The organism is Clostridium formicaceticum, assembly GCF_001854185.1.
GTDB lineage: Bacteria > Bacillota > Clostridia > Peptostreptococcales > Natronincolaceae > Andreesenella > Andreesenella formicacetica.
In genome coordinates this window covers 248,084-271,274 of sequence record NZ_CP017603.1, presented here as the reverse complement: position 1 = coordinate 271,274, position 23,191 = coordinate 248,084, and the positions used below count along the sequence as shown (strand labels likewise).

Below are 23,191 nucleotides of genomic sequence, written 5' to 3'. Positions count from 1 at the left end.
ATGGATAAAATGACAATTGGAAATATTGACATCGAAGTAGTTACAAAAGCTATTAAAAATATCCATCTATCCGTCCATCCACCCAATGGTAGGGTGCGAATTGCAGCACCTGAGAAAATGGATCCTGATGCTATTAGACTTTTTGCAATCTCTAAGCTTTCTTGGATTAAAAAGCAAATAACTAAATTTGAGCATCAAGATAGACAGCCTAAAAGAGACTTTGTATCTGGAGAAAGTCATTACTTTATTGGAGATAGATATTTATTAAATGTTATTGAAACCACTGGAAAGCAAAGGGTTGAAATACGTAATAAAAAGTATCTTGATTTATATGTTAGGCCTGGGAGTACTGTAGAAAAACGAGAAAAAATTATGACGGAGTGGTATCGAAATTATCTTAAGGATGTCATCCCTAATTATGTTAAAAAGTGGGAAGGTATCATGGGAGTGAAGGTTGACTCCTGGGGTGTAAAACTAATGAAGACAAAATGGGGAACCTGTAATACATCCGGCAGGAGGATATGGATTAATCTAGAACTAGCAAAGAAGAACCCTAGATGTTTAGAGTATATTATTGTTCATGAAATGGTCCATTTACTAGAAAGACACCATAATGATAGGTTTATAGAGTACATGGACCAGTTTCTACCTAATTGGCGTAGTGTTAAGAATGAGTTGAATGAAGTTACCTATGAAAGTAGTAGGTGGAGTTATTAGAAATTTCCTAAAAAAAGCATTGTCAAATTGCAAAAGCTATATTTATTATTATATTGAGAATAAAATAGATGATAGTTGTATTTAAAGTATGCTTAATTGGGGGATAAGCTTAATTACAGAGAAGTTTAAGAAACTTAGGATATATGCTAGAAGGATAGGGTTGTTTAATAGTGAGGTGCGATTATGAAGGAAAAAAATTTCTATAATAATGCAAGAAGGTACCATGAAGATGGCCAATATAAGGATGCTATAGTAGCAATAAATAAAGCTATAGAATTAAATAAAAATAATAGGTTATATTGGAATCTATTAGAGGAGTTTTACTATGTTTATCATGGAAATACAAAGAATGTGAAAATTACTAAGTCAGAATTAATAGAATTAGCATGGCAGGCAATTAAATTTATTCAAAATCCTTCGGAAGAAATACAATTAGAAGCGATAAAGAATAATTGGGAGGCTATTCAATATATAAGGAAACCTTCTGAAGAGGTTCAGTTAAAGGCAGTAAGGAAAAATTGGCAAGCTATCAAATATATAAAAAATAGTTCTATTGAATTACAGCTAGCAGCACTAAAGCTAGGAAAAAAGTCAGCTTTAAAGTATATGACAACAAAGTTTTTATTTGTTTATTTACAAACAGTATTCACAAATACTGATATTGAAATACTGATGGAAGATATTAGTGAAGAATTATTTGAAGAAATAGAATGTGAGGCAGTTAGAAGGAATCCTGAAGCCATTAAGTATATAAAAAACCCATCTTACGATATGTTGTATAAATTAATAAAAGAAAATTGGAAAATTATACAACACTTAAGAAATCCCTCTGAAGATATACAGTTATTAGCAGTTAAAACTTCAAGAAATGCTATTAAATATATAAAGAACCCTACAGAAAATGTACAGTTAGAGGCGATAGGAACAACTGGGAATGCAATTCAGTTTATAGAAAACCCAACAGAAAAAGTTAAATTGGAAGCTGTGAAAAAAACTAAGTCAGCTATTCAATATATAGAAAATCCTTCAAAGGATATCTTGGCAGCGGCAAATCAAAACTGGCCATACTATAGGCCTATCGAGACAGAATCTAAAAAATCTAAGGAAGAAGTACCCAATGATTTCTCCAAGCCTTTTAATGATTTGAAATTAGATAAATCAAACAAATATAAGGTAGAAAAATCTAATATAAATTTATTAGAGAACAATGAAAAATATAATAAAGAGCTTGAAACTAAACTATTAGAGAATATCCCAATTGGTAATAGTGCTCTTGAATATAGAAAAATTGATAACGAAAAAGTCCAACAAAATCCACATTTTATGAAAAATGGTGAAGAAAATAAAAAAACAGATGGAAATAAAATATTTAAAAACCTATTAGGGAATAAAAAGCCTGAAAAAGTAGAACGTACAGTTTATTGGAGTAAAAGAAATATAACTATTGTAAAATATTTAAAGCAACTTTATGAAAACAAATGTCAAATATGTAATAATCAATTAGAAATAGGATATAATGAGTTTGTTTCTGAAGTGCATCATATTCAACCATTAGGGGAACATAAAGGTCCTGATATTATAGAAAACATGATAGTTTTATGTCCTAATTGTCATGTAATGTTTGATAGAGGGGCTATTACAATTGATTTGAATGCTAGAGTAGTTAAGCATATCAACCCAAGCAATCCACTTAATAATACAAAAGTTACAATAAGCCACAGGATTGAAGAAAGATACCTAGATTATTACACAAAGAATATTTATAGCAGAAAACTTTTAAACGATAATGAAAAGGAAAATCCAAATAATCAAATCACTGCAGTAGCTTTTGGTTCAAATGTTATGATAGAGGATATACATACAAACGAAGAATTTTTGATAAAAATTGAAGAATATGAAAATAGAGAGTTTATGGATAAAATCCAGTCTGAGCTATTGTATAAAAAGCTAAATGAAAGCTTTAATTTTGAGGGTTACACCTATAGGATAGTGGATGTGAAGGTATAAGTGGATAGGTAACAATACAGATTTCAAAATTATAATTTAACTTACTGGCATTAATGGATTTCTATTTGCACATTAAAATGATTATAAAGAGATTGGTACACTCACATAATGTTTTGATAGGGAGTTTGTTCAAAAAAAGGATGGAGGGATAGCTTGTTAGGTCAAATATGTTTAGTTAAGATAAAGAACAACAAGGTGTTTCCGGCTTTGATTGTAGACATTAGAGAAAATGAGAATATTGTAGTCTCTCAATTAAAACCTTTATCCAATAAATCTGAAAAAAATGTTGTTTATATTGGGCACCCTAAAGGATTGAAAAATGAATCTGTAGCCATGATATATAGATTATTTTATATAAGTGAAAAAGATATTATAAAAAACCTATCAAAGATAGAAAAAATAAAAGCTCAAGAAGTGCTTGATGAGTATGAAAGGTATATAAGAATTCGAAGCTTACATAAAGAGCTACATAATCTTAAGAAAAAAATAACCCTTGCTCAATTTAATAACACTGATTACAGAGGGCTAGAGAAGCGCTTATCTGAAGTATTGGAAGAAATAGGATATGAGGATATTATTAGCAAATCTAGATATAAAGTATTCAATGGTTTTCGAGTAGCACCTACTGAAGGGTATACCAAAGTTTATGGTGGAGGAAGGTAGAATTATGCTGCTCCTTTGGTGTGAAAAGTAAAAGGCTGTACAAAGTAGACTAGTGAGTTATTAAATAAATACTTTGGTGTGGAGTGGGAAATTAAAAAATATTAATATAGCGTAATAAATTAGGTAAAGATAAAGGATGTCTCTCGAATAAGATACTATCTTTTATCTTTATTTTTTATTTATTCTCCAACTTCTAAATTCCTCCATCAGCTCAAAAAGTTCATTTATACTACTATATCTCGCCAAAACCTCGTAAGTGCCAAAAAATTGACGTATAGAAATCCAATTGAATAGCTGATACAATAAATCCAGTAGAAGTTAGGTATGTTACTAACTCTACTGGATTTTATATTTTTACTTAGCTTGAACTTTTAAATCTTCAGGTAGATCCTTTGAAAAAGGTAGTAGTTTTAATAAGCTTTCCTTGTCTTGAGGGTCTACATTTGAGAAGTGGTTCATTAAGTAAAGTAAATATTTTTCAACAACTAAATTATTATTCCTAGCCGTTTCAATGATGCTATAGATTAATGCACTAGACTCTGCACCTTTGGTAGAAGCCGAGAAAAGCCAATTGCTACGACCCACCACAAATGGTCTTATAGATCGCTCTGCAGCATTATTATCTATTTCTAAAGATCCGTCTTCTAGGAATACTTTGAAGCTTGGAAGTAGTGGTTTGGTATATGCCAAAGCTTTACCAAGGGCACTTTTGGGAACAGCATCTTTTATTTCTCTATCTACATAAGCTATAAACGCTTCTATTATTGGCTTAGATGCCTTAAGTCGTTTTTTATAACGTCTCTCATAGAAATCTTCTTTTCCACTATGCTGTTCTTTTAGGTCTTTTTCAATCTTATAAAGCTGAGCACAATAATTAAACCCTATTAATGCTCTTGAAGACTTTAGGGCTTCTTCATCTAGGTTTACTATTATTTCGTGGAACTTTCTTCTTATATGGGCTAGGCAATAAAGTCTTTTGACATTTTCAACTTTATTATACCCAGCATAACCATCGGTTTGCATATATCCGGAGAATCCACTTAAGAAATTCCTAGGACAAGAACCAGACCTTGTCTTTTGGTAATCGTAAATGACAATAGGCTGGTCTTTATCTGGGGATTTATAGAGCCACATATACTTTTGTTTATTGGACTCCTTGCCCCTATCATCTAAAACTTTAACAACTGTTTCATCAGCCTGGATATAGTTTCTCTTAAGGAGCTCTTCCTTCATAAGCTGATAAATTGGATCTAGTTCATGGGCTGCACCAATAACCCAGTTGGCAAGGGTTTGTCTAGAAAGATTTGCCCCCATCATCTTGAAGTAGGATTCTTGTCTATTTAAAGGCAGTGCATGCTGGTATTTTAAATTTATGACATGACTAAGAAGCTCGTTAGATGCCATACTCTTATGTAGCAAGGTCTTTGGAGCCTTTGTTGTAATTATATTTGCTTTATCATTATTTTCTTCACATGATCTGCAGGCATAGCTGTAGGTTAGATGTTCTTCTACATACAGCTTTGCAGGTATATACTTTAACACTTCCTTTGACTTCTTACCTATAACCACTAAATCACTGGAACAATCTCTGCAGGACTGTTGATCTTCATCAAGCTTATGCTCAATTACTATTTTTTCTAGGTTTGCTAAGTTATCTTTTTTTCCAGTATTGCTGGTTGGCTTCGTTCTCTTGTAAGTAATTTCCTCAATAGTAGGCTCAGCTGCTTTTAAGTTACTATCTTTTTCAGCTTCATCAAAAAAGGATACCTGTATAGTATTAGCCTGTTCACTGGAAGAGCCAAATATTTTTCTGTTTTTATTAAGTACTTGATTTTTAAGATAAGCTAACTCATTTTTCAAGTTTTCTATTTCCTTATCCTTTGCTTCAAGCTCTTCTTCCATTTTTAAAATTAGTTCTTTCGTCTTTTCATCCAGTTGGTTTTGTAAATTTATCTTCGTCATTTTTATCCCCGTTTTCATTTTATTTACAAAACAATTATACCATAAAACCCTTGTAATTTTAATATATACAAAGGTTTTATGGTATTTTTTTCAGAAGTGATTTCTTTCTTTAACGGGCTTGAATTTTGATATGGTTCTTACTTCATACCCCTTAAGCAGCCACCTTAGTTCTTCAATGGAAACCTTTAAAGCTTCTTCCTTTGACATAGGCCATCTGAATTTATTTCTTTCTAGCCGATGATAGTATAGCCAAAAGCCATCATCAAAGTGAAGTATCTTTAGTTTATTCATCTGCCTATTGCAAAAGACAAATAGTGCCTTTTCAAAAGGGTCCAGCTTAAACTCGGTCTGTACAATCATACTTAGTCCATCTATATTTTTCCTAAGATCCGTTACCCCACAAGCCAAATATACTTTATCCACTTTATCTATATTTAGCATAATGCTATGATTTCCTTAAAAACATTAGATAGAGATACCTTATCATTGCTTGGTATATATATCTTAGCTTTGCCTATTTCAATTTTTATAGTTGATGCTGAGACAGGATTAGGTGGAATAATATTTTGATTTACAGCCTCATCAGCTTCCTTATCTTTAAAGCTAACAGCATGAAATACAGGAGTGTTATTGTTTTGTAATTTTTTTCTCCTGTAGTAAAGCTGATGGGCACTTATACTATTCTCTTCACAAAAGGCCTTGATGCTTCCTTCATGAGAAGAGAATTTATCTAAAATATCTTCCCAGTCAATGTTCAGTGCTTCATTTGTCATAACAGATACCTCCCTATTGCTTGTTATCTGTTATTCTAGCAAAGCTTCCTGGTACAATCTAGGTAGAAATTCTTTGGCGCTTACAAAACCTCAAAACTAACCAACCCCATAATATAGCACAATGCTGTAAAGGGCTTACAGGCCATTTTTTCTAAAATTTTATCAGAACCACCATAGAGGACTATAGCTACTGCTAGGGAAGAAACGATAACTTTCATAACCAGTATTTCTTCTATATTCCCTAAAAAAGTCTCCAATAGATCCTTAGACAAGGCGCCTAGAAAACAAAAGAGATAAATATAGCTTAAAAAGAGAAGCTCTCCCAATATAACCTCCAACCTTTATACCTCTTGCTTATGGACAGGGGATTGGATTAGTAGTTTAGGATGATGAAGTTCGGATGAGATGATGGGGGAAGTAGATTTTAGTTGTTTTGTTCTATCTCTTTTACATAAGTGCTTTTGAAGACTAGCTAGGGAGAAAAAAGTAATATGTAGCAGAAAGAAGCTAAAAAGTAATAATCTAGATTCTTCTGTCCTTAAGATCTCCTGAGAGGCATTCCCCCTTGCTGCAAGGACTTCCCCATAGGTTCTATAAAGAAACAATGTGACCGCAAGGATAATGAAAAAGATGAATAAAGACAAAATCTTAGACCAACTGATGGGGCTTTTCTTTCTTTTAATTGACCTCAAGGATACCACCTCCTATAGTGATAATAATTTTAATTAAGGCATGGGTTCCCCCATGCCTTAAGATACAGCTTAGTGGGGAAAGTCCCCCCTTTAAATGATAGCTATAAAGTCAATTAGTTATTTACCTCCAGCTCCGTAGTAGAAGTTTCTACTAAATAAGCACTGTCAATGGCCACCAGTTCCCCAGAACTTGAAATAATAGCCCCACTGGCAATCACTGTCTCCATAGCGGCTTTTACTTCACTGTCGGTCAGATCCTCTTTAGGATCGGATACCCGAAGGCTTACCAGTTTATCCTCATCTGTCTTAAAAACCATTCTTAGATATTTATCCAAAGTTTTCCCCCCTTTCTATTTAATATTTTTTATGCCCCCTAGTCTTCAACCAGTTCACATCGCTCTGCCATGAAAATTTTTTGTAGTGTATAGGCATAAAGTAGACCAATGGTACCAGCTACATTATAGACCGTCTCTATTGGAGCGTCTGTCTTAAAGTTGGCGATAGATCGGGTCATGTAGCTATGACTGCCACTGATGGGATCTGTAGCGGTAATGAATCTAGCAGAAGCTGTTCTTGTTTCATTAAGTTTTCTTGCCATGAATTCTTCCCTCCCTTCTATAATTTACTTACTGCAGTAAAGCAGTATATTGTACAACTAAGTTTTAGAAAAATCAAAGGTTTTCAGTATTTTACTGGGGTCTGGCGGTGATTCATCATAATCAATGTGAAAAAGGGGCTCTTCCTCTGGAATTTCTGTTACATCCTCTATCTCTGGTTCCTCTGTTTTTTTACTATCCTCTATGGAGGGCTGAACTTCTCCTACCATGGGACATTCTTTTTTGAGTTTTTCTCTCTCTTCTACCTCCTCCATGGTAAGCTGTAGGCTTTGTAGCTGGACTTTTACTTCTTCATTGGGTCTAAATTTACGGATGGCAATCAAATTCTCATCATTTAGCTCAATATCGCTTAGAGTAATAGAAATCGTCTGACTCCAATTTTCTGATGTGACTTTATTGGTAATATCAATCTTTTTAACCTTAGCAATCATACTTGTATGGGGCATGGGTCTTCACCTCCTATCCATACCATCGGGACTTTGTCCCTCTTCGAACATCCACATGAAGAAAGGTTTTGTAGATGCCAATACCATTAAAACCAATGGCTTCAGCTACCTTTGCCACTTCTTGAGGAGAATAGCCCTTTATTTGAATATCAGCTGCCCTTCCTAGAAGATGCTGACTACTGGGACTACCACCGACCTTTGTGTTATACTCCTGATTTCGATAACCTGAAGTAATGAAGATAGGAGCATTTAGTTGTTCTCTTAGTTGCTGTAGCTTTAATAATAGCTGGCTATCGATTCTCACTTGATGATTTCCATCCTTACACTGGAACTCTTTGAGATTGAAGTTCTTAGCTATTTGAATATTGTTCATAAGCTCCTCCTTTCTGTAGAGAACTTTAATATATTATATAGTAGGGATTTGAAAAATTCAGTGGATGTGTAGGGGATGATGGGAAGATGATGAATGAGTGGTTTACTTAGATTCCATTGTAGGTGTGATAGAATAGAGATCAAGGGGTTTTATAGGTTGGGCCTAGAAGATTATAATATGTAGATTTAATGAAGGAATGGATATAAAAATTGGGAGGGATATACTTTGTTAAAGGTCATAAGAATAATATTTTCAGTAATTACAACGATATTAGCTATATATTCATTAGTAACAGGTAATTTTGGGGTAATGCCTTATATGATTTTTTCCTTAGGAGCAATGCTACTGGCTTTAGGTCTTTCTGAACTACAGAGAAAAAGAAAATCCATTGCCTATATGCTGTTTCTTGTAGCTGCATTTAATATCTTTGTGGCTATCTACACTTTCTTTAATTAGTATGAGGGAATGTAATTGGTAAATGAGGAAGTTTATTTTTTTACATAACTACAATAGCATCGTACATTATCTTTTTAATAGAAAAACGTCTACGTTGACGAATATGGAAATATGCCTTATGTCAGTAAAAGACCTCATGGGTCAGCAAACCTTTAAAGAATCTGTCAGGAAGTAGTAAAAAGCAGAGGATCCTTTGAAGATTTGCTCCTATGGAGTCTTACTGTTGCCACTCCTTCCAGTCCTTAGGATAAATCTGTCGCTACCGCCACAGACTACAGCATTTAGAGTGTGAGTCTAGGGTAGGGCTGTAGACTGTTCTGGTGGCTGGGTCTATCTTTGGGGCCTTGCTTCACAGCCTGCCTCTAGTGAAAGTAACAATGCAAGTAGAGGCAGACTGTTCCGCTTTTTCCTGCATCCCTTCGAAGTTTTAGCTGCCACTCCCTCCACAAACTGTTTTTCTTAATAAACAATACCTTTAGGGGCTTATGGGAAAAAACAGATTACTCCACTCGTTAGGTCTATCTCTAGGGAAGGTCTACCCCCACTACCACAGACTACAGCACCTATGGTATGCATCTAGAGTAGGGCTGTAGACTGTTCTAGTGGCTGGGTCTATCTTTCGGGGCCTTCTCCACAGCCTGCCTCCATAGTAGTAACAATGAAAGAAGAGGCAGACTGTTCCGACTTGGGTCCACCTCTGGGGTCGGATCCCCCAACTAACGTTCCATAAAGATAGGATCATGTGGGGTTTATCCTTGGGGAAGATCCTATCCTTATTCCACTTTCCCTAAATGTCATGTTTAAAAAATAGTTGCAAAAATCGCAACTACCGCTGCACTTTCTTTAAACGGACATTTAGGAAATAGTTGGGGGATATCGGGGTCTAGCTTTAGGGTCTTTTATTAGGGTGTATCTCTGAGGTCCAAAAGGTGGGGATGCACTGCATCCCTGCTGACATTGTGGATATGATGGACAGCCCTAAGGAGTGATTTTCTGGGGTAGCTGACCACATAACCACAAAGTTTACTGCTGCTACTGGTTAGGGTGAGGCTTTGTGGTCTTGGCTTGATGGACAACTGGCTATAGTAAGTTTCTAGAGGAGTTGACCACAAGCCTATCGGGGTCCAGCTTTAGGGTTTTGCTTAGTTGAAAAAATCTACTTTCTCCGCAGACTTCCCCTGATATAGGTAAGTTTTTAGGGTAGGGAAGACTGCTTACAGCACCCTCAGTTGCTTTGAATTTTAAAGAAGCAAGCGAAGAAAATCACTTCCCTTGCAGGTATGAGAACATGTAACGTATTACCTGCATCCATAGGTTGAAAACTCTAGACCTTATTGAAATAAAATCTTTAAAATATTTTAGGGATGGCTTTATAGGTCACAACCTTACAGACTTTGCCGCTATATTAAAATGCATTTGTACATTAAAAAATTCACATAGAAATACAGGTAGACAGAATATGTCCTTTAAAATATGTAAAATAGAATTAATAATATAAAAATGTCAAGTCTTTGGGGTGATGTAAAGTATGGAGAGAGGTTATATGAAAAAGTATTGTAAGCTATTAAAAGAAAAAGATAAAGAAATTTTACAGTTAAAAAAAGAATTGGTGGTTTGGAGGAAACAAGCTTCATTAGATCAAATGACAGGCACTATGAATAAAATAGAAGGGTTTAAAAAGCTTCAGTGTGAAATGAAGAGAGCACTAATAACTAAGGAAAATATCACGGTTGCTTTTATTGATATCGATAGATTAAAGGAGGTAAACGACAGACTTGGCCATTGTGCTGGAGACCAATTATTGGTGGATGTTAGCAATATTTTAAAAAGAAATGTTAGGAAAGAGGATTTTATCTTTAGATTTGGTGGAGATGAATTTGTAGTCGTATTTCCTAATACAGAACAGTTTCAAGCCAAGAAAATATGGGTGCGAATATGTAACAAGATAGAAAAATTTAACACACAAAGAAATTTGATGTACTCTATTAGCTTAAGTGCAGGTTTTTATGAATATTGCTACAATAAGAAACTTACTTTAAAAGAATTTATTCAATTGGCAGACTTAGATATGTACAGAGAAAAATGTCAAAAACAGAAGGAGTTTTAAGTTTTTTGTAGAAATTTACAATACAGGAAAACAGAACCGTGAATGCAAGACAAAAGGCCTATGAAGAGGTGTGAATATGCTTGACAAGGCAAGTAAATCTAAAGGTTTATTACAAATTTATGAGATGTTATTAAAGGGTCAAGTAGTGAAAAAGTCACAGATGGCGGATAGATTGGGAGTAAGTCCTAAAACTGTTAGTAGATATATTGCAGATATAAATGCTTACTTAAGCGATACAGAGAAATTGCAACATGTAAAATATAGTCGTAAAGAGGATGGATACATTCTAGAGTTTGATAAGGATGAGTACTTAAATTCCAAGGATATTTTAATCATTTCAAAAATTTTACTAGAAAGTAGAGGTCTACACAAAAAGGAACTTGATAGAACTATAACAAAGCTATTAAACCATTGTCCTTATAGGGATATAGCTTACGTCAAAAGGTTTATAGGAAATGAAATAGAAAACTACGTGGAACCTAAACATAGAGAAATATTGATAGATAAGATTTGGGATATTAGTGAAGCAATTTGCCGTCAACGAATCGTTGAAACTGCCTATACTAAAATAGGAAATTATGGAGAGCTTGATCAAGAAGTAGTCAATAGAAAACTTGAACCTGAGGCGATAATATTTTCGGAGTACTATTTTTATCTCATTGCTTCCATAAAAGATAAGTCATTTGAGTATCCTGCTATCTACAGGTTAGATCGAATAAAGGATTATAAGATTTCAAAAGAGGGTTTTGAAAGAAATTATAAAGAGAGATTTAAAGAAGGTGAATATAGAAATCTCATTCAATTTATGCAGCCAGGTAAATTACAAACCATTAAGTTTATTTTTAAAGGGAAATCTATTGAAGCTGTATTAGATCGATTACCTAATGCTAAAATCATTGAACAAAAGAAAGGTGCATACTTAGTAGAGGCTAAGGTGTTTGGTGAAGGAATTAAGATGTGGCTGTTGAGCCAAGGGGAAGCAATAGAGGTTCTAGAACCAAAAGAGCTTAGAGAAGATATGAAAAATACCATTAAAAAATTATTAAATCTATACGAAGTATTCTAATACAGAAGAGAAATTGATGCACTTATTTCAAATATAGGATAAAAGGAAGTGCTTCATAAGTCATGAAAAAAGTAGTAACAACAGGTTGCAAGACAAAGTGCAGTTGGGGGACAATGCCTTCAAATATAAAAGCAAGTAATGATGTAATAATAAATGGAAAGTCAGTGATAACAGCTAAAGATACTAATGGAATGTTCTTCGGGTTGTGCAGTTCATCTAAAAATCCAGCTGTGAGCGCTGCTAATGGAACACCACAGTCTTGTCAACCGAAGCTTGCATTATTTGATAACTGGACGGAGACGGCAGCTAACTGCTATTTAAGTGGAAAAAAAGCTGCAACAGAGTCTTCAACAATAAAGTGCATGTGGGAGGGTAATATTTCGTTTACTGAAACAATTTCTACAGTGTTGATAGGTACAAATTCAGCTACAATAGAAGGTACCAATAGAAAGCAAGGAGACAGCTGCCATGATGTATCTGCTGGAGAAGTAGTTGAACCAGCAGGAGGAGTAAATAGTAGTATAAGTAAAGAAGTACATATATCCAATAATATAAAAAAAGAAGTAGATAAAACCTCTGCAAAAAAGGAACAAGAATTATGTCCAATTTGTAATAGCGTCATTGATGAAAAGCATAATTCAATGTATTATGACGGAAAAACAAACCCTAAGGTTTGGAATAAGCCAGAAATGTTAAAGTGTGAGAAACTACCAGGAGAAAAAGTGGGTGCTTATAGAACAGCAAGTCATCATATCATACCAGTGAATGAGGTGTATAATAAATTTTCGGACTTAGTGGCAATTACAGTAAAGGCAGGGTATGATATCAATTCCCCTGCAAATGGTCTTCCATTACCGACCCCAATAGGTGCCAATCCTTATAAAGTTTATGAAGAAAATGGGGAATTGATAACATTGAACTTTGGGGAACTAGAAAAATCAGAACGCAAAACAATAGCTTTTAAATATATGAGAGAACTAGGTCTTCAGTGGCATTCAGGAGGTCATAGTTATACCTTAAATGAAGATTACTTACATCAAAGCTATACAAAAGAGGTCACAAAGCTTATCAATGAGTTAGAAATTGATTTATATCATTCAAACTTATGTTTACAACAAACAGATAAACGAGAACTTATTGTTTCTGAAATGAATAAGATCAGTGATAAAATTAAGAAAAAGCTGCTAAGCTTCAAAACTCCCAAAATCAGTAGACCTTTTTATGTCTCCAAGCTTGCTGCAGATTTTGCAAAGGAGGATAATTAATGATTTATTATATTATGGAGGAAGACACTGGTTTAGATAATTCTATAGAAATAGAAAGTATCCCACCAGAACTTTCTAAAAGAGCTATACTGATGTCAGAGTATCAATACCTTGATAAAAAATCCTTAGAAATATTTTTAAGTAAAAATAGTGGTGAGGTTAGGCCAGATCTATGTGATTATTTAATTCCTCTATTTTCTCAAAACCTAAAAAAAGTGATGGATTTAAATGGCGTAGACAATATTTTTTATAAGCCTATTTACTTAGTGGATCCTAGAATACAGACAAAGGACCTATACTGGCTGGCAGTACCTATGGCAATTGACTGTGTAGACTGGGATAATAGTCGGCTGGAAGAAGGAATTTCATTACCTAAACTAATAAAATTTTCTATTATAGAAAGCAAAGTAGGAAATTATAAAATATTTAAACTGAAGAATGTAAAGAATCAAATGTTTGTTATAACAAGGGAGCTAAAGGAAGAAATAGAAAAACACAAACTGCAGGGCATAAAGTTTACCCAAGTAGAAGCGTATGAAGGATTTTAGACCTAAAAAAAAGGAGGACTTACATTGTCGCTGAATACCATCAAGCAAACCAATAGAACAATTTTATTTGAAAAAATAAATGAAGAGAAAGAAGATCTGTTATCTATTATTGGTAATGTAGAGGGAATAGAATCAGTTAATAGTGAAATTAAAAAGAAGATAAATGAAAAATTAGTGGTGGAGAGTTTTGAAGAATTTTTAAATAAGTTTGAACCCACCATTTATTCTTATTTTGACTGTGAAAAGGGAGAAATGATTTATTCTATAGAAAAACCATCTACGGGTTCTATTGCAGAAGAAAGACTTATTAAAACAAAGCTAAATAAAGATGATTCTATACTGAAAATGATTTTAAATCTTATAGAAGGTAGGGAAAAGATAGGAAAAAAACTCATCGAGTTTGATTTTGAAAAGATTACATCAATGTTAACCCCAAAAAGTATCGTGGAAGACATAAAATTAACCAGAAAGGAATTAGAAAACCTTTACTTAGAGTATGAGGAAACAGATGATGAAAATCCTAAGAAGGATGATTTGGCGCTGGCATTAAATGCTAAGTTTGAAGCTATTCGACAAACGTATAATACACCATTTACCATTCTCCCTCTTGCTATTGAGGATATAAAACAAAGATTATTACCTGCAAAAACATCCTCTCAAAGTACAAGTACGGGACAGATTAGAATAGGGTATACAAAATTTACAGAAGATGGGGATCTAGAGTTAATAGAATACCATCAAGAGGCTAAAAGCTTACAGAGTGAGGAAAATAAAGCTGCTGCATTAATAGGGTATATAGAGGCGGATTATGAAGAAAATGCAGGTGAATCAAGAAGTGATTTTACAAAGGCTTTGGTGGTAAGAACTTTTGTTCCTAATGTCTCCAATAGTGTTTGTAGGGATATCCAAAGAGAAGTAGAGAATTACGACAAATATATGACATTGTATAAAAAAGATAAAGAAAATTTTATCAATGCAGCCAGAGAACTTATGAAAAAAATTATTGGTATAAAGCTGTTTTTTGAACAATCCCATGTAGATAACAATGAAGTAAAACCAAGGTTATTAATAACAAACACCTCAGTAGAAATGTGCATTAAAAACAAAGATAGAATTGAAAAATATTTAGAGAGTACCAACAACATAACTTATTATGAGGAGACCCTTTGGTTGGCAATTGTACCTAATGTAGCATTAGAAAAACCAATAACTGAAGCGCCACGAGGACCTTTTCAGGTAAAAAATAGCACTATATCTATTCAAGAAAATAATTCAATGGAAAACCTAGCTGTATTAATAGATATGATGGCAAAGTTTAGGATTCAAACTTTTTTTAATTTTGAAGCCAATGAAAAGACCACCTTCCAGAACATGGAAAAAAACGGAATAGATAAATATAGGGAAAAAACAAAAGATTTTATCTCCAAAAAATATAGTGAGTTTTCAATAGTGTGTTTCCCTAACTTTACCATCTTACCTAAGGATAAGTCATTGGTATATATGTCGAATAAGCTAGGCATAGAAAATAATGCTGTATGCGCTCAAGATGAAATTATTAAAATTTTAATAGACGGAATATACATAGATGCCTCCTACGTTGCTGCTGGGATCGTTGCAGGATATCAAAGTCCTTATTACTTAAAGAAAAAGTTAAGCAAAGTTATTGTTACAAATCCAGGAGTTCGATTTAACTTAGAAGAAAACAACAATAATCTAAAATTTACCACCAACATGGCAAAGGAGATTGATGGTGTAATAGGAAAAATATTAGATAATATTAATCAAGATAACTTTGGCTTTGTGTTTTCATCTAACAATTATTACTTAAGTGGAGAACTGGTGAACAATATTGTAGTATATAAGGCAAGAAGCTTAAAATTAAATGGTGATTATTATCAACCAATTTGTGAAACTACAACAATTACATATTTTACCAGAATCTTAAAGGCTATTACAAATGATTATCAGCTGAAGGAATTAGAAAACTTCTTTAATCACCCCAAGGGTCAAATGAAGATTTGGGAGATTGAAAAAGAAAAAGGATATGATAACTTAATCCTCAAAGGCAATGATGAAGTACATCCTACTATAGATAAAGATTCTAAAAAATGTTCTTTAGACTTTAAATTTGATGGACCACCTATTAATCTTGAGGTTGAAATTAACTAGTTAAAAAGGAGAGAAAAGTAAGATGGCATGTTACTTAAGAATTAAAGGAAAAGATAGTGAAATTGAGCTGGATAAAAAATACATAGAAGAAGTGAAATTTATTTTTGATAGTCCAGATGAAACTCAATCTAGAGCGACGAAAAGTGACATTATGATAGAAATAAGTGGAAAAATAGAAAGTGACTCATGCAAGGTTTCTGAAGCCATTTTCAGCTGGGCTATATTAAACTCAGGAGATACCTACAGACAAGTAAACGTACAAGCGATCTCTCAGGACGATAAAGTTTTAAGATATTATTCTTTTCCTGAAGCCTTTGTAGTAGATTATTTTGAAAGTTTTAAGCAAGAGAGCGGTGAAGGAGAATTTGTCTTAAAGATAAAGCAAAAAGGAGATAAGTTAGATAATATATCAATCAATAGTGACTATGGCTTTGATGTGGAGAACAAATGGTTATAATAAAAGATTTTTCAATTCTAACATTGATTAATCTTAGAATTGAAAAAAAAATAAATGATCACACTGCGCTTTATCTAAGGGGACATGTGAAGGATGAAGATGCTTTTAAATACGCCAAAAAATTAGATGAAGATATAATAGTATATTATAAAAGGGATGATTCTGAAGAGATTATTTTTCATGGAATTATTGATAGTATTACTGTTGAAAAGATAAGGGATAACAGCTATATAGAAATGAAAGCTTATTCCTATTCTTATAAAGAGGATAGAGAAGAAAGAGTTAATATGTTTCAAAATATAGAAATGACTTATCAAGAGATGGTAGATGCTCTAGATATGAAGGATTCCACAATCGCCTATATTGATAAACAAAAAGGCAATCAAAAAATTAATACACCTATGTGTCAATATGAAGAAACGAACTTTCAATTTTTAAAGAGAGTTGCATCCCGAGAGAATCTTCCCTTGATTGTAGAAGACGTAAGTAACCAGCGTCCTTACATTTGGTTGGGAAGGAAAAAAGGGAAGAAAAAAGCCATAGGATCATGTGATTTTAGAATAGAGAATAGCAGTATTAGCAGAACATGTAGCATTACAACAGAGGAAAAAGTGGATATTGGTGACTGGATAAAGATTGAGGAAGAAGAATGGTATGTGGTAGGTTTAGAAGTTTTTTTAAACAAGGGGATACTGTACTTTAAGTGCCAACTTACGATGTATGATCAATACATAAGCGAAACATTCGAAAACCCCAAAATAGCAGGAAAGTCAATGATAGTAGAAGTGGCACATAATGTAGATCCTGAAAAAAAAGGAAGGCTACAAGTGATGTTTGATGGTGAAAAGGTATCTAGCAACTGTTTTTGGTTTCCCTATCTAACCCCTTACGGAGGAGATCAGTTAGGCATAAGCTTTATACCAGAAAAAGGTGATAAGGTATTAGTATACTTTCCAACAAAGAAAGAAGAAGAAGCAGTAATTATTGGTAGCCTTAGAAAAAATGGCTATGATGAGCTGGAGTTCCCTGACGTTAAGAGAATTAAAGTTGATAAAGATAAGGAGATTATTTTTGCTAAGGATACAATCAGAATAGAAGGAGCAAAAGAAAAGGTGTTACTTGAACTAAGTTCAGATTGTTTGAAGCTGGAGAACCAACATTCTTTACTAAAGTTAGAAAAGGACTGCATAGAATTGACTACAAAGAATGCCAGTATAAAAATACAAAATGATGTTGAAATAAAGGGAAATAAAATAAAATTAAATTAAAATGTGGTGAGAAACTTGAAAGATTTACGACAGCTTATAGAGACTAAATTAGCTTCAACGGATAGCCCTGACCCTTTCATGGATACTGTAAAAGATGTGCTGATAAAAATAGCAGAATATCAGGAACAGTTTTTAGAGGAAGTAAGATTAAATATAGCATCTTCCTATGATAGTACTGGTTCAACAGATGTATTTACTACCCTTATAGAAAAAACTCAACTACAAAAGTATAATAATATATTTTTTCCTATAGTAGACCCTTCTAGATTAAGGGATACAGAGATTTTGAGAAACATTAAAAAACAAATTGCTTTTAAGTTTGATACTTGTTATGTGCATTTAGGTTATGATGCGTTGAAAGAATGGATAGAGAAGGATTGCAGGTTTGAAGGAAAACTTATTGATAAAAATGGAACTGAATATGCCTTCAATTTTAAGCTCTATAAAAATTATGATTATGAAAAAATCGAAGAGGAATTATATCATGTTTTTTATAAAAACAATATAGAGTGGAGAACGATAAATTCTCCTTATATAAGGAAGATGTTTGATATTATAATATGCGATCATATGGATGATACATCTTCGATAGAGGAGATTCACAGAATAGAACTTAACTTTGGAGACCTAGAAAAATATATTTATAGAGAGTATATACCGGTTTGGAATATAGAAATACGAGAAGAACTATGCCTGCAGAAAAGACCAAAGGTCCTTCCGCTAGAAGAAAAAAACTACTATAAATATGATTTAAGCATAGAGAATGATGGGGAAGAGACTGTCTTATTAGATTCTGAAGATATTGAGATAGAGGGTATTACTCGGGAGGGTGATCAGTTAACAGTACTTACTCTTGAAGAGGCAAATAGAAGCTATTGGAAACTATATAGCTTTAAGCCTATCAATAGCTTAAGGGATATCAGTAGAGATATCAAACACCCTATATTCAGCAATCACCAAAGACCATACAGCTCTCATAAAAATACTTTTAAATACTTTTTAAAGACAGCAGCAGAAATTAAAGGAATTGTTGTATCTCATGACGACCTAAAGGAGTGGAATATCCTAGACTTACAGGTGTTAGATGATTATGAAGGTGGTATATATGGAGAGGATTATAACGTCTTTATAAAAAACAGATTGATTCCCTATGATCTAAGAAAAATTATTTTAATAGTTTTCGATGTTAAAGAAAAAAACGAATTTACCTATGATTTGTTGCACTTTATCTTTTCACAGCTTCAGCTGATCTTTCCAGAATACAGATGGCGAGGAGAATTAAAATGAGTTATTTATGGGAAGTGTTGCAAAATGCTAAAGTACAAGGCATAGAAAAAAATAAAATAAGGTTTAAAAAAGCTAGTAATGTATCCCCCTATGTAGAAGTAAATAGTGAATGGATGAATTACATTGATTTAAAGGAAAAAGAAGAATACTATTTTGATATTAATGTATACCATAGATTTTCAAGTATTCTTGCAGGACTCATTGAGGATATGATGATAAATTGTGAAAAACAATATATCAATCAAAAGGAAGAAACTCAAAATACGATAGAAAACTATGGAAATATTTTAAACCTTTTATTACATTTACTAGGGGAATTAGATCTAAAGGCAGGAATTCATAGGGAAGTATTAATTTATGAAAATATAGTTAAGGATATCGATGGAGGCATCTTTGGAAGGGAAATTAGTAGTGGCTTTCAAAGCTTCAGTAAAGATGAAAAATTCCTTCTTGCAAAATATCTATATAAGTTATATAGAACAAAAGAGCAAATAAAGATTTTCCAAGAGGTGATTCGCAAAATTTTCGAAGATCACCTTCTTTATAGAAAAAAAGGGAGAGAAGAAAAATATATACTCTATATTTCCTCAAGTATTTTAAGTAAAAAAATAGACTACCAAAAGCTAGATATAATAAAAGCTCTTTTTTGGGACATCAGTTATGAGCTAGAGGTGTTTTGGCAAAATCACTTTGGTGTGATAGAACATGATGAAATAATGAGGATTGGAAATATCGGTATTTACTAAAGGGGGTAAGGAATTGTATTTATACACAAGAGAGGAACTTGATAGCCTAAGTTATGAAGAAGTTAGAGAGATTGCTATAGACCTAGGAGTTATATTAGGAAGTAATCCTAAGTATGTTAGCAGTCCACTTTTAAACGCTTTCTATAATATTAACAATAATACTATAACAATGAAAAAAACTTTGATTGAAGATATTCTCGACTATCAAAAGGAATTTAATGAAACATCATTAGAGATATTCCAGTCAGGAGGAGAGGTTATGCAAGACACAGAGATAAATAATGAGATAGACTTATTTGATTGTGCCCAAAACCTTATAAATATTTATATAGCTAATAATGATATTATAGAAGACAAAAATATTGGTATTACGGCTAAAATAACATTGTATAAAGAGTTAGATATTACACTAAAGGATAATTATAGGGCTTTCAGTAGTAGACATAATATAGAGGGGACATGGGCGTTCGTGTTAGACGAAAACAAGCAATTATGTGGAATTTTAGATGTAATAAAAACTGATGAAGAAGATGGTTACTGTTTAATTGCTGATAAAAATCGTTTAGTCTTTAAAGACTCTAAAAATAAAGATTACTTTATTTTGTTCTATGAAAACAAGTCTAACGGCACTAATATTATGAAATTGCTCTACGAAACTAGCTTATCAGAAGAACTAGATAAGGACCTAATAAACATAAGTAATATGATTGAATTTTTCGGAGTAGCAGTAGAAGTAGATGTAAGAGAGCTTGAAGAAACTCAAACAACCTTATGCATTGATTTTGGTACCACCAATACAACTGTAGGTTGTTATATTGATGAACATTATGTAAAAAAAATATCTAATAATGATTTGCTCAATGGTAATATAGTAAAGGATGATATTAACTTTGTTGATTTTTATACAGATGATGAAAAAAATAAAAAAATGAAAATGGTACCAACTGTAGTTTATGTATTGAACTGTAAAGATGAAAGTAATATACAATTTTTATTTGGGTATAAAGCTCAAAAGGCAATTAAGCAAGCCAATTATTGCCCTAAAGCAACGGTGTTTTATGGAATTAAAAGATGGATTAATAATATCAATGAAATTGAAATAATTAGAGACAATAATGGAAACAAGCAAGAAGTGTCTAGGAAATATATTATTAAAAAATATATGGAATATATTATATATTCTGCAGAACAACAATTTAAATGCAAGTTTAGAAATCTACACTTAACAAGCCCTGTTAAGCTAAAAGATCAATTTTTAGCTTTGTTTGAAGATATTTTGCCCCAATATAAAATTGAAAAGAACAATGCCCTAGACGAAGGAGTAGCTGTCCTATATGATACAATATCAGAAAAAATAGAAAGTGGAAATTATGGTGAAAATGGAGAGATTAAAAAGGCTTTAGTGATTGACTGTGGTGGTGGGACAACTGATTTAGCCTCCTGTAAATTTAGCATAAAAGAAGGAGAGTATTCTTATTTGTTAGATATGTATACTTCTTTTGAAAACGGAGATACAAACTTTGGTGGTAATAACATCACCTATAGAATCATGCAGTATATGAAAATTTTATTCGCCAATAATCATATAAGCAGAGATGGAAAAAAGTTAGATATTGATACACTTATACCGGTTCAAAGTGATGATATCTTTAGAAGTGTAGATAATAAAAAGAATGCTAGTGAAATTTATGAAGCCTTTGAAAAGCATTATGAAGAGGCTGAGAAACTAATTCCAACTAAATATAAACTATATGAAAATAAAGAATTAGAGGAATACAATAAGGTTCGTAATAATTTTTACTTTTTATGGGAAATTGCAGAAGATATGAAGAAGCAGTTTTTTGAAAAAACTAATATGTTGAGAAATGCCTTCAGTAACTCAAAGAATTTGGAGGATTTAGACTTAAATGTTACTGTACTGGACAAATGGCAGTTGGCTTATGTGAATGGAAGTGGAAAGCTCGATATAGTGACTGAATTTCCTAAAATCATTTTTAATATTAAAGAGATTAATAAGCTAATTAAAGCTGATATTTATGAAGTAATCCGGAATTTTTTAGATGATCTGTATAATAAGCAGATCTTGACAGAGTATACCACCATAAAATTAACAGGACAATCATGTAAAATAGGAATTTTTAAAGAAGCATTAAAAGAATTTGTTCCAGGAAAAGCTATAAAGTATAAGCCTTCTTCTGAAGAAGATACAACGGAGTTAAAATTAGCTTGTTTAAAAGGTGTTATAAAATACATAAACTCTAAAAAGCAGGGTGATATAACACCTAATATAGTAAATGAAATACCGGTGATTCCTTATTCGCTTAGTTCCCAAAACTTTAAAGGCAAAGAAATAGAATTAATTAAAGCAAAAACTAGAGCAGATGAAGCTATTGGAAGTATAGGAAAGCCAATTGGATTTAATGAAGTAAAGTTTTTATTAAAGGATGCTGATGGGCAAGAGAGAGATTCCTACAAGTATTTCAATAAAGATTCAGCATATAAAGAGATATCAGTAGGGGATATAACAAAAGAATACCCACTAATAAAAGAAGAAGATGTTAATAATATTATGGACAATTCAGTTCGAATTTTCGTGCTAGGTGCCACTTCAAATTGGGGATTCTTTGTGCTTCCTGTAAAAAAAGAAAATCACAAAGTGACTGTTGGCAAGAAAGAATACTTCTCTTTTGAAAATGAGTTATCAACACTAAGTTATTTTGATGGGACTAAATAAGGCTATAGAAGGGGACAAAACTATGCTAGTAAATAAGACACCACTATTTATAAGAGGAAGTATTTTGACTAAGGAAATGCTAGCAGCTATGAGAGATTATCCTATTGATCTCATTGAGCTAGGGTTTATTAATAGAGGTGATGGGATTTTAGCAGGGTTTTTAATACAGTTTCAACGGGGAACTTTAATAGTGGGCAGAGGCATTTTTAAATATAAAGACTCTATTTATGTATTAACGGAAGAGCATCCTGTAAAAATTCCAATAGATAGTGGAAATTATGTGTTGAAAATTGTTGTAGAAGATGAAAGGCTGGAATCTAATGAACTGGGCGACTACAAATGTAGAGAATTCCAGATGATACTAGATACATTAGAACCGCTTAAAGAAAATGAAATTGAGCTATGTAGACTTGGATATAGTGGACAGGGTAGTGAAGTAGTGAGTAGATATGAAACATTTTCTGATTTTCATATTGTTTCCAATTTAGTTGATATAAAACATGTGAGATATGCAGATCATAGCAGAGTAGGTACATTACATCCTATTATACTTAAGACATTTGCAAAGGATATGATTAAGAAAAGCAACTTAGATGCTATAGATAGTGTTTTTGTCCTGCAATGTCTAAATGCTGAGTTTATAAGTAGGGAGTGTATAATAGCTTATTTAAATTTAAAAGCTAAAAAGACACATAGTAAAGATAACTTGGAGAACATAGAGATTTATCAGTTGCTTAGAGAAATTTTAGAAGAAACGAGGGATAAAACTACTGGCATTGATAATGAGGAAAAGCAGATACAAACACAAACAAAAAGGCAAAGTATAGAAGTTTTTTAG

General features: G+C 32.7%; 23 protein-coding genes. 15 read left to right on the top strand and 8 right to left on the bottom strand.

The features are described from left to right. The 3 genes from BJL90_RS01240 to BJL90_RS01230 all read left to right on the top strand — a co-directional run bounded on the left by BJL90_RS01240 (nucleotide 1) and on the right by BJL90_RS01230 (nucleotide 3,387). A complete protein-coding gene (locus tag BJL90_RS01240; RefSeq protein WP_070963583.1) occupies nucleotides 1-717 on the top strand; it encodes a M48 family metallopeptidase in 717 nt (238 codons plus the stop codon). Nucleotides 718-900: 183 nt separating this feature from the next. Continuing rightward, entirely contained in the window at nucleotides 901-2,724 is a 1,824-nt protein-coding gene (locus BJL90_RS01235) for an HNH endonuclease (RefSeq protein ID WP_070963581.1), read from the top strand. Nucleotides 2,725-2,877: 153 nt separating this feature from the next. Further along, nucleotides 2,878-3,387, top strand: a complete 510-nt coding sequence (locus BJL90_RS01230) for a hypothetical protein (RefSeq protein WP_070963580.1) — start codon at nucleotides 2,878-2,880, stop codon at nucleotides 3,385-3,387. Between the two features lie 354 nt (nucleotides 3,388-3,741). On the opposite strand, the gene tnpC is transcribed toward BJL90_RS01230, so the two are convergent. From tnpC to BJL90_RS01185, 8 genes are all read right to left on the bottom strand, one after another. Next, entirely contained in the window at nucleotides 3,742-5,367 is a 1,626-nt protein-coding gene (gene tnpC, locus BJL90_RS01225; RefSeq protein WP_081562101.1) for an IS66 family transposase, read from the bottom strand. A 72-nt stretch (nucleotides 5,368-5,439) separates the two neighbouring features. Then, complete coding sequence (gene tnpB / locus BJL90_RS01220) at nucleotides 5,440-5,790, bottom strand: IS66 family insertion sequence element accessory protein TnpB (protein WP_070963578.1); 351 nt, start codon at nucleotides 5,788-5,790, stop codon at nucleotides 5,440-5,442. Further along, entirely contained in the window at nucleotides 5,784-6,122 is a 339-nt protein-coding gene (gene tnpA / locus BJL90_RS01215) for an IS66 family insertion sequence element accessory protein TnpA (RefSeq protein ID WP_081561990.1), read from the bottom strand. Before tnpA ends, tnpB begins: the two co-directional genes overlap by 7 nt. Before the next feature lie 80 nt (nucleotides 6,123-6,202). Beyond that, nucleotides 6,203-6,460, bottom strand: a complete 258-nt coding sequence (locus BJL90_RS01210) for a hypothetical protein (RefSeq protein WP_070963576.1) — start codon at nucleotides 6,458-6,460, stop codon at nucleotides 6,203-6,205. Nucleotides 6,461-6,927: 467 nt separating this feature from the next. After that, nucleotides 6,928-7,149 carry a DUF2922 domain-containing protein gene (locus tag BJL90_RS01200; protein ID WP_070963572.1) on the bottom strand — a complete coding sequence of 74 codons (222 nt, stop codon included), beginning with the start codon at nucleotides 7,147-7,149 and terminating at the stop codon, nucleotides 6,928-6,930. A 38-nt stretch (nucleotides 7,150-7,187) separates the two neighbouring features. Next, entirely contained in the window at nucleotides 7,188-7,412 is a 225-nt protein-coding gene (locus tag BJL90_RS01195) for a DUF1659 domain-containing protein (RefSeq protein WP_070963570.1), read from the bottom strand. A 57-nt stretch (nucleotides 7,413-7,469) separates the two neighbouring features. Continuing rightward, nucleotides 7,470-7,877 (bottom strand): hypothetical protein, encoded by a 408-nt coding sequence (locus tag BJL90_RS01190; protein ID WP_070963569.1) that lies wholly within the window; start codon nucleotides 7,875-7,877, stop codon nucleotides 7,470-7,472. Between the two features lie 13 nt (nucleotides 7,878-7,890). Beyond that, nucleotides 7,891-8,250: a YcbK family protein gene (locus tag BJL90_RS01185; protein ID WP_070963567.1), complete on the bottom strand. Its 360-nt coding sequence runs from the start codon at nucleotides 8,248-8,250 to the stop codon at nucleotides 7,891-7,893. 225 nt (nucleotides 8,251-8,475) lie between these two features. On the opposite strand from BJL90_RS01185, the gene BJL90_RS01180 reads away from it, so the two are divergent. The 12 genes from BJL90_RS01180 to BJL90_RS01125 all read left to right on the top strand — a co-directional run bounded on the left by BJL90_RS01180 (nucleotide 8,476) and on the right by BJL90_RS01125 (nucleotide 23,191). Further along, entirely contained in the window at nucleotides 8,476-8,706 is a 231-nt protein-coding gene (locus BJL90_RS01180; RefSeq protein ID WP_070963565.1) for a DUF3953 domain-containing protein, read from the top strand. A gap of 1,543 nt (nucleotides 8,707-10,249) precedes the next feature. Next, nucleotides 10,250-10,813, top strand: coding sequence for a GGDEF domain-containing protein (locus BJL90_RS01175; protein ID WP_169824176.1), 564 nt, complete (start codon nucleotides 10,250-10,252; stop codon nucleotides 10,811-10,813). A 76-nt stretch (nucleotides 10,814-10,889) separates the two neighbouring features. Then, nucleotides 10,890-11,879 (top strand): helix-turn-helix transcriptional regulator, encoded by a 990-nt coding sequence (locus BJL90_RS01170; protein WP_070963561.1) that lies wholly within the window; start codon nucleotides 10,890-10,892, stop codon nucleotides 11,877-11,879. A 62-nt stretch (nucleotides 11,880-11,941) separates the two neighbouring features. After that, nucleotides 11,942-13,144: a PAAR-like protein gene (locus BJL90_RS01165; RefSeq protein WP_070963559.1), complete on the top strand. Its 1,203-nt coding sequence runs from the start codon at nucleotides 11,942-11,944 to the stop codon at nucleotides 13,142-13,144. Then, the gene (locus BJL90_RS01160) at nucleotides 13,144-13,692 is read left to right on the top strand and encodes an imm11 family protein (protein ID WP_070963558.1); all 549 of its coding nucleotides are present in this window, start codon (nucleotides 13,144-13,146) and stop codon (nucleotides 13,690-13,692) included. Before BJL90_RS01165 ends, BJL90_RS01160 begins: the two co-directional genes overlap by 1 nt. A gap of 24 nt (nucleotides 13,693-13,716) precedes the next feature. Further along, entirely contained in the window at nucleotides 13,717-15,861 is a 2,145-nt protein-coding gene (locus BJL90_RS01155; RefSeq protein WP_081562166.1) for a hypothetical protein, read from the top strand. A gap of 22 nt (nucleotides 15,862-15,883) precedes the next feature. Beyond that, nucleotides 15,884-16,318, top strand: a complete 435-nt coding sequence (locus BJL90_RS01150) for a hypothetical protein (protein WP_070963556.1) — start codon at nucleotides 15,884-15,886, stop codon at nucleotides 16,316-16,318. After that, the gene (locus BJL90_RS01145) at nucleotides 16,309-17,586 is read left to right on the top strand and encodes a phage baseplate assembly protein V (protein WP_070963554.1); all 1,278 of its coding nucleotides are present in this window, start codon (nucleotides 16,309-16,311) and stop codon (nucleotides 17,584-17,586) included. The genes BJL90_RS01150 and BJL90_RS01145 overlap by 10 nt, the downstream gene beginning before the upstream one ends. A gap of 3 nt (nucleotides 17,587-17,589) precedes the next feature. Beyond that, the gene (locus BJL90_RS01140; RefSeq protein ID WP_169824175.1) at nucleotides 17,590-18,873 is read left to right on the top strand and encodes a hypothetical protein; all 1,284 of its coding nucleotides are present in this window, start codon (nucleotides 17,590-17,592) and stop codon (nucleotides 18,871-18,873) included. Then, nucleotides 18,870-19,619 carry a hypothetical protein gene (locus tag BJL90_RS01135; protein WP_070963550.1) on the top strand — a complete coding sequence of 250 codons (750 nt, stop codon included), beginning with the start codon at nucleotides 18,870-18,872 and terminating at the stop codon, nucleotides 19,617-19,619. The genes BJL90_RS01140 and BJL90_RS01135 overlap by 4 nt, the downstream gene beginning before the upstream one ends. 13 nt (nucleotides 19,620-19,632) lie before the next feature. Next, nucleotides 19,633-22,353, top strand: coding sequence for an acetate and sugar kinases/Hsc70/actin family protein (locus BJL90_RS01130; RefSeq protein WP_070963549.1), 2,721 nt, complete (start codon nucleotides 19,633-19,635; stop codon nucleotides 22,351-22,353). A 22-nt stretch (nucleotides 22,354-22,375) separates the two neighbouring features. Further along, complete coding sequence (locus tag BJL90_RS01125) at nucleotides 22,376-23,191, top strand: hypothetical protein (protein ID WP_070963547.1); 816 nt, start codon at nucleotides 22,376-22,378, stop codon at nucleotides 23,189-23,191.

Excerpts from the sequence above, each read along its gene's own strand:
- BJL90_RS01160 (WP_070963558.1), top strand. The coding sequence starts at position 13,144 with ATGATTTATTATATTATGGAGGAAGACACTGGTTTAGATAATTCTATA.
- BJL90_RS01170 (WP_070963561.1), top strand. The coding sequence starts at position 10,890 with ATGCTTGACAAGGCAAGTAAATCTAAAGGTTTATTACAAATTTATGAG.
- BJL90_RS01240 (WP_070963583.1), top strand. The coding sequence starts at position 1 with ATGGATAAAATGACAATTGGAAATATTGACATCGAAGTAGTTACAAAA.
- BJL90_RS01145 (WP_070963554.1), top strand. The coding sequence starts at position 16,309 with ATGGTTATAATAAAAGATTTTTCAATTCTAACATTGATTAATCTTAGA.
- BJL90_RS01165 (WP_070963559.1), top strand. The coding sequence starts at position 11,942 with ATGAAAAAAGTAGTAACAACAGGTTGCAAGACAAAGTGCAGTTGGGGG.
- BJL90_RS01190 (WP_070963569.1), bottom strand. The coding sequence starts at position 7,877 with ATGCCCCATACAAGTATGATTGCTAAGGTTAAAAAGATTGATATTACC.
- BJL90_RS01175 (WP_169824176.1), top strand. The coding sequence starts at position 10,250 with ATGAAAAAGTATTGTAAGCTATTAAAAGAAAAAGATAAAGAAATTTTA.
- BJL90_RS01135 (WP_070963550.1), top strand. The coding sequence starts at position 18,870 with ATGAGTTATTTATGGGAAGTGTTGCAAAATGCTAAAGTACAAGGCATA.
- BJL90_RS01185 (WP_070963567.1), bottom strand. The coding sequence starts at position 8,250 with ATGAACAATATTCAAATAGCTAAGAACTTCAATCTCAAAGAGTTCCAG.
- BJL90_RS01195 (WP_070963570.1), bottom strand. The coding sequence starts at position 7,412 with ATGGCAAGAAAACTTAATGAAACAAGAACAGCTTCTGCTAGATTCATT.
- BJL90_RS01150 (WP_070963556.1), top strand. The coding sequence starts at position 15,884 with ATGGCATGTTACTTAAGAATTAAAGGAAAAGATAGTGAAATTGAGCTG.
- BJL90_RS01125 (WP_070963547.1), top strand. The coding sequence starts at position 22,376 with ATGCTAGTAAATAAGACACCACTATTTATAAGAGGAAGTATTTTGACT.
- tnpB (WP_070963578.1), bottom strand. The coding sequence starts at position 5,790 with ATGCTAAATATAGATAAAGTGGATAAAGTATATTTGGCTTGTGGGGTA.
- tnpC (WP_081562101.1), bottom strand. The coding sequence starts at position 5,367 with ATGAAAACGGGGATAAAAATGACGAAGATAAATTTACAAAACCAACTG.
- tnpA (WP_081561990.1), bottom strand. The coding sequence starts at position 6,122 with ATGACAAATGAAGCACTGAACATTGACTGGGAAGATATTTTAGATAAA.
- BJL90_RS01235 (WP_070963581.1), top strand. The coding sequence starts at position 901 with ATGAAGGAAAAAAATTTCTATAATAATGCAAGAAGGTACCATGAAGAT.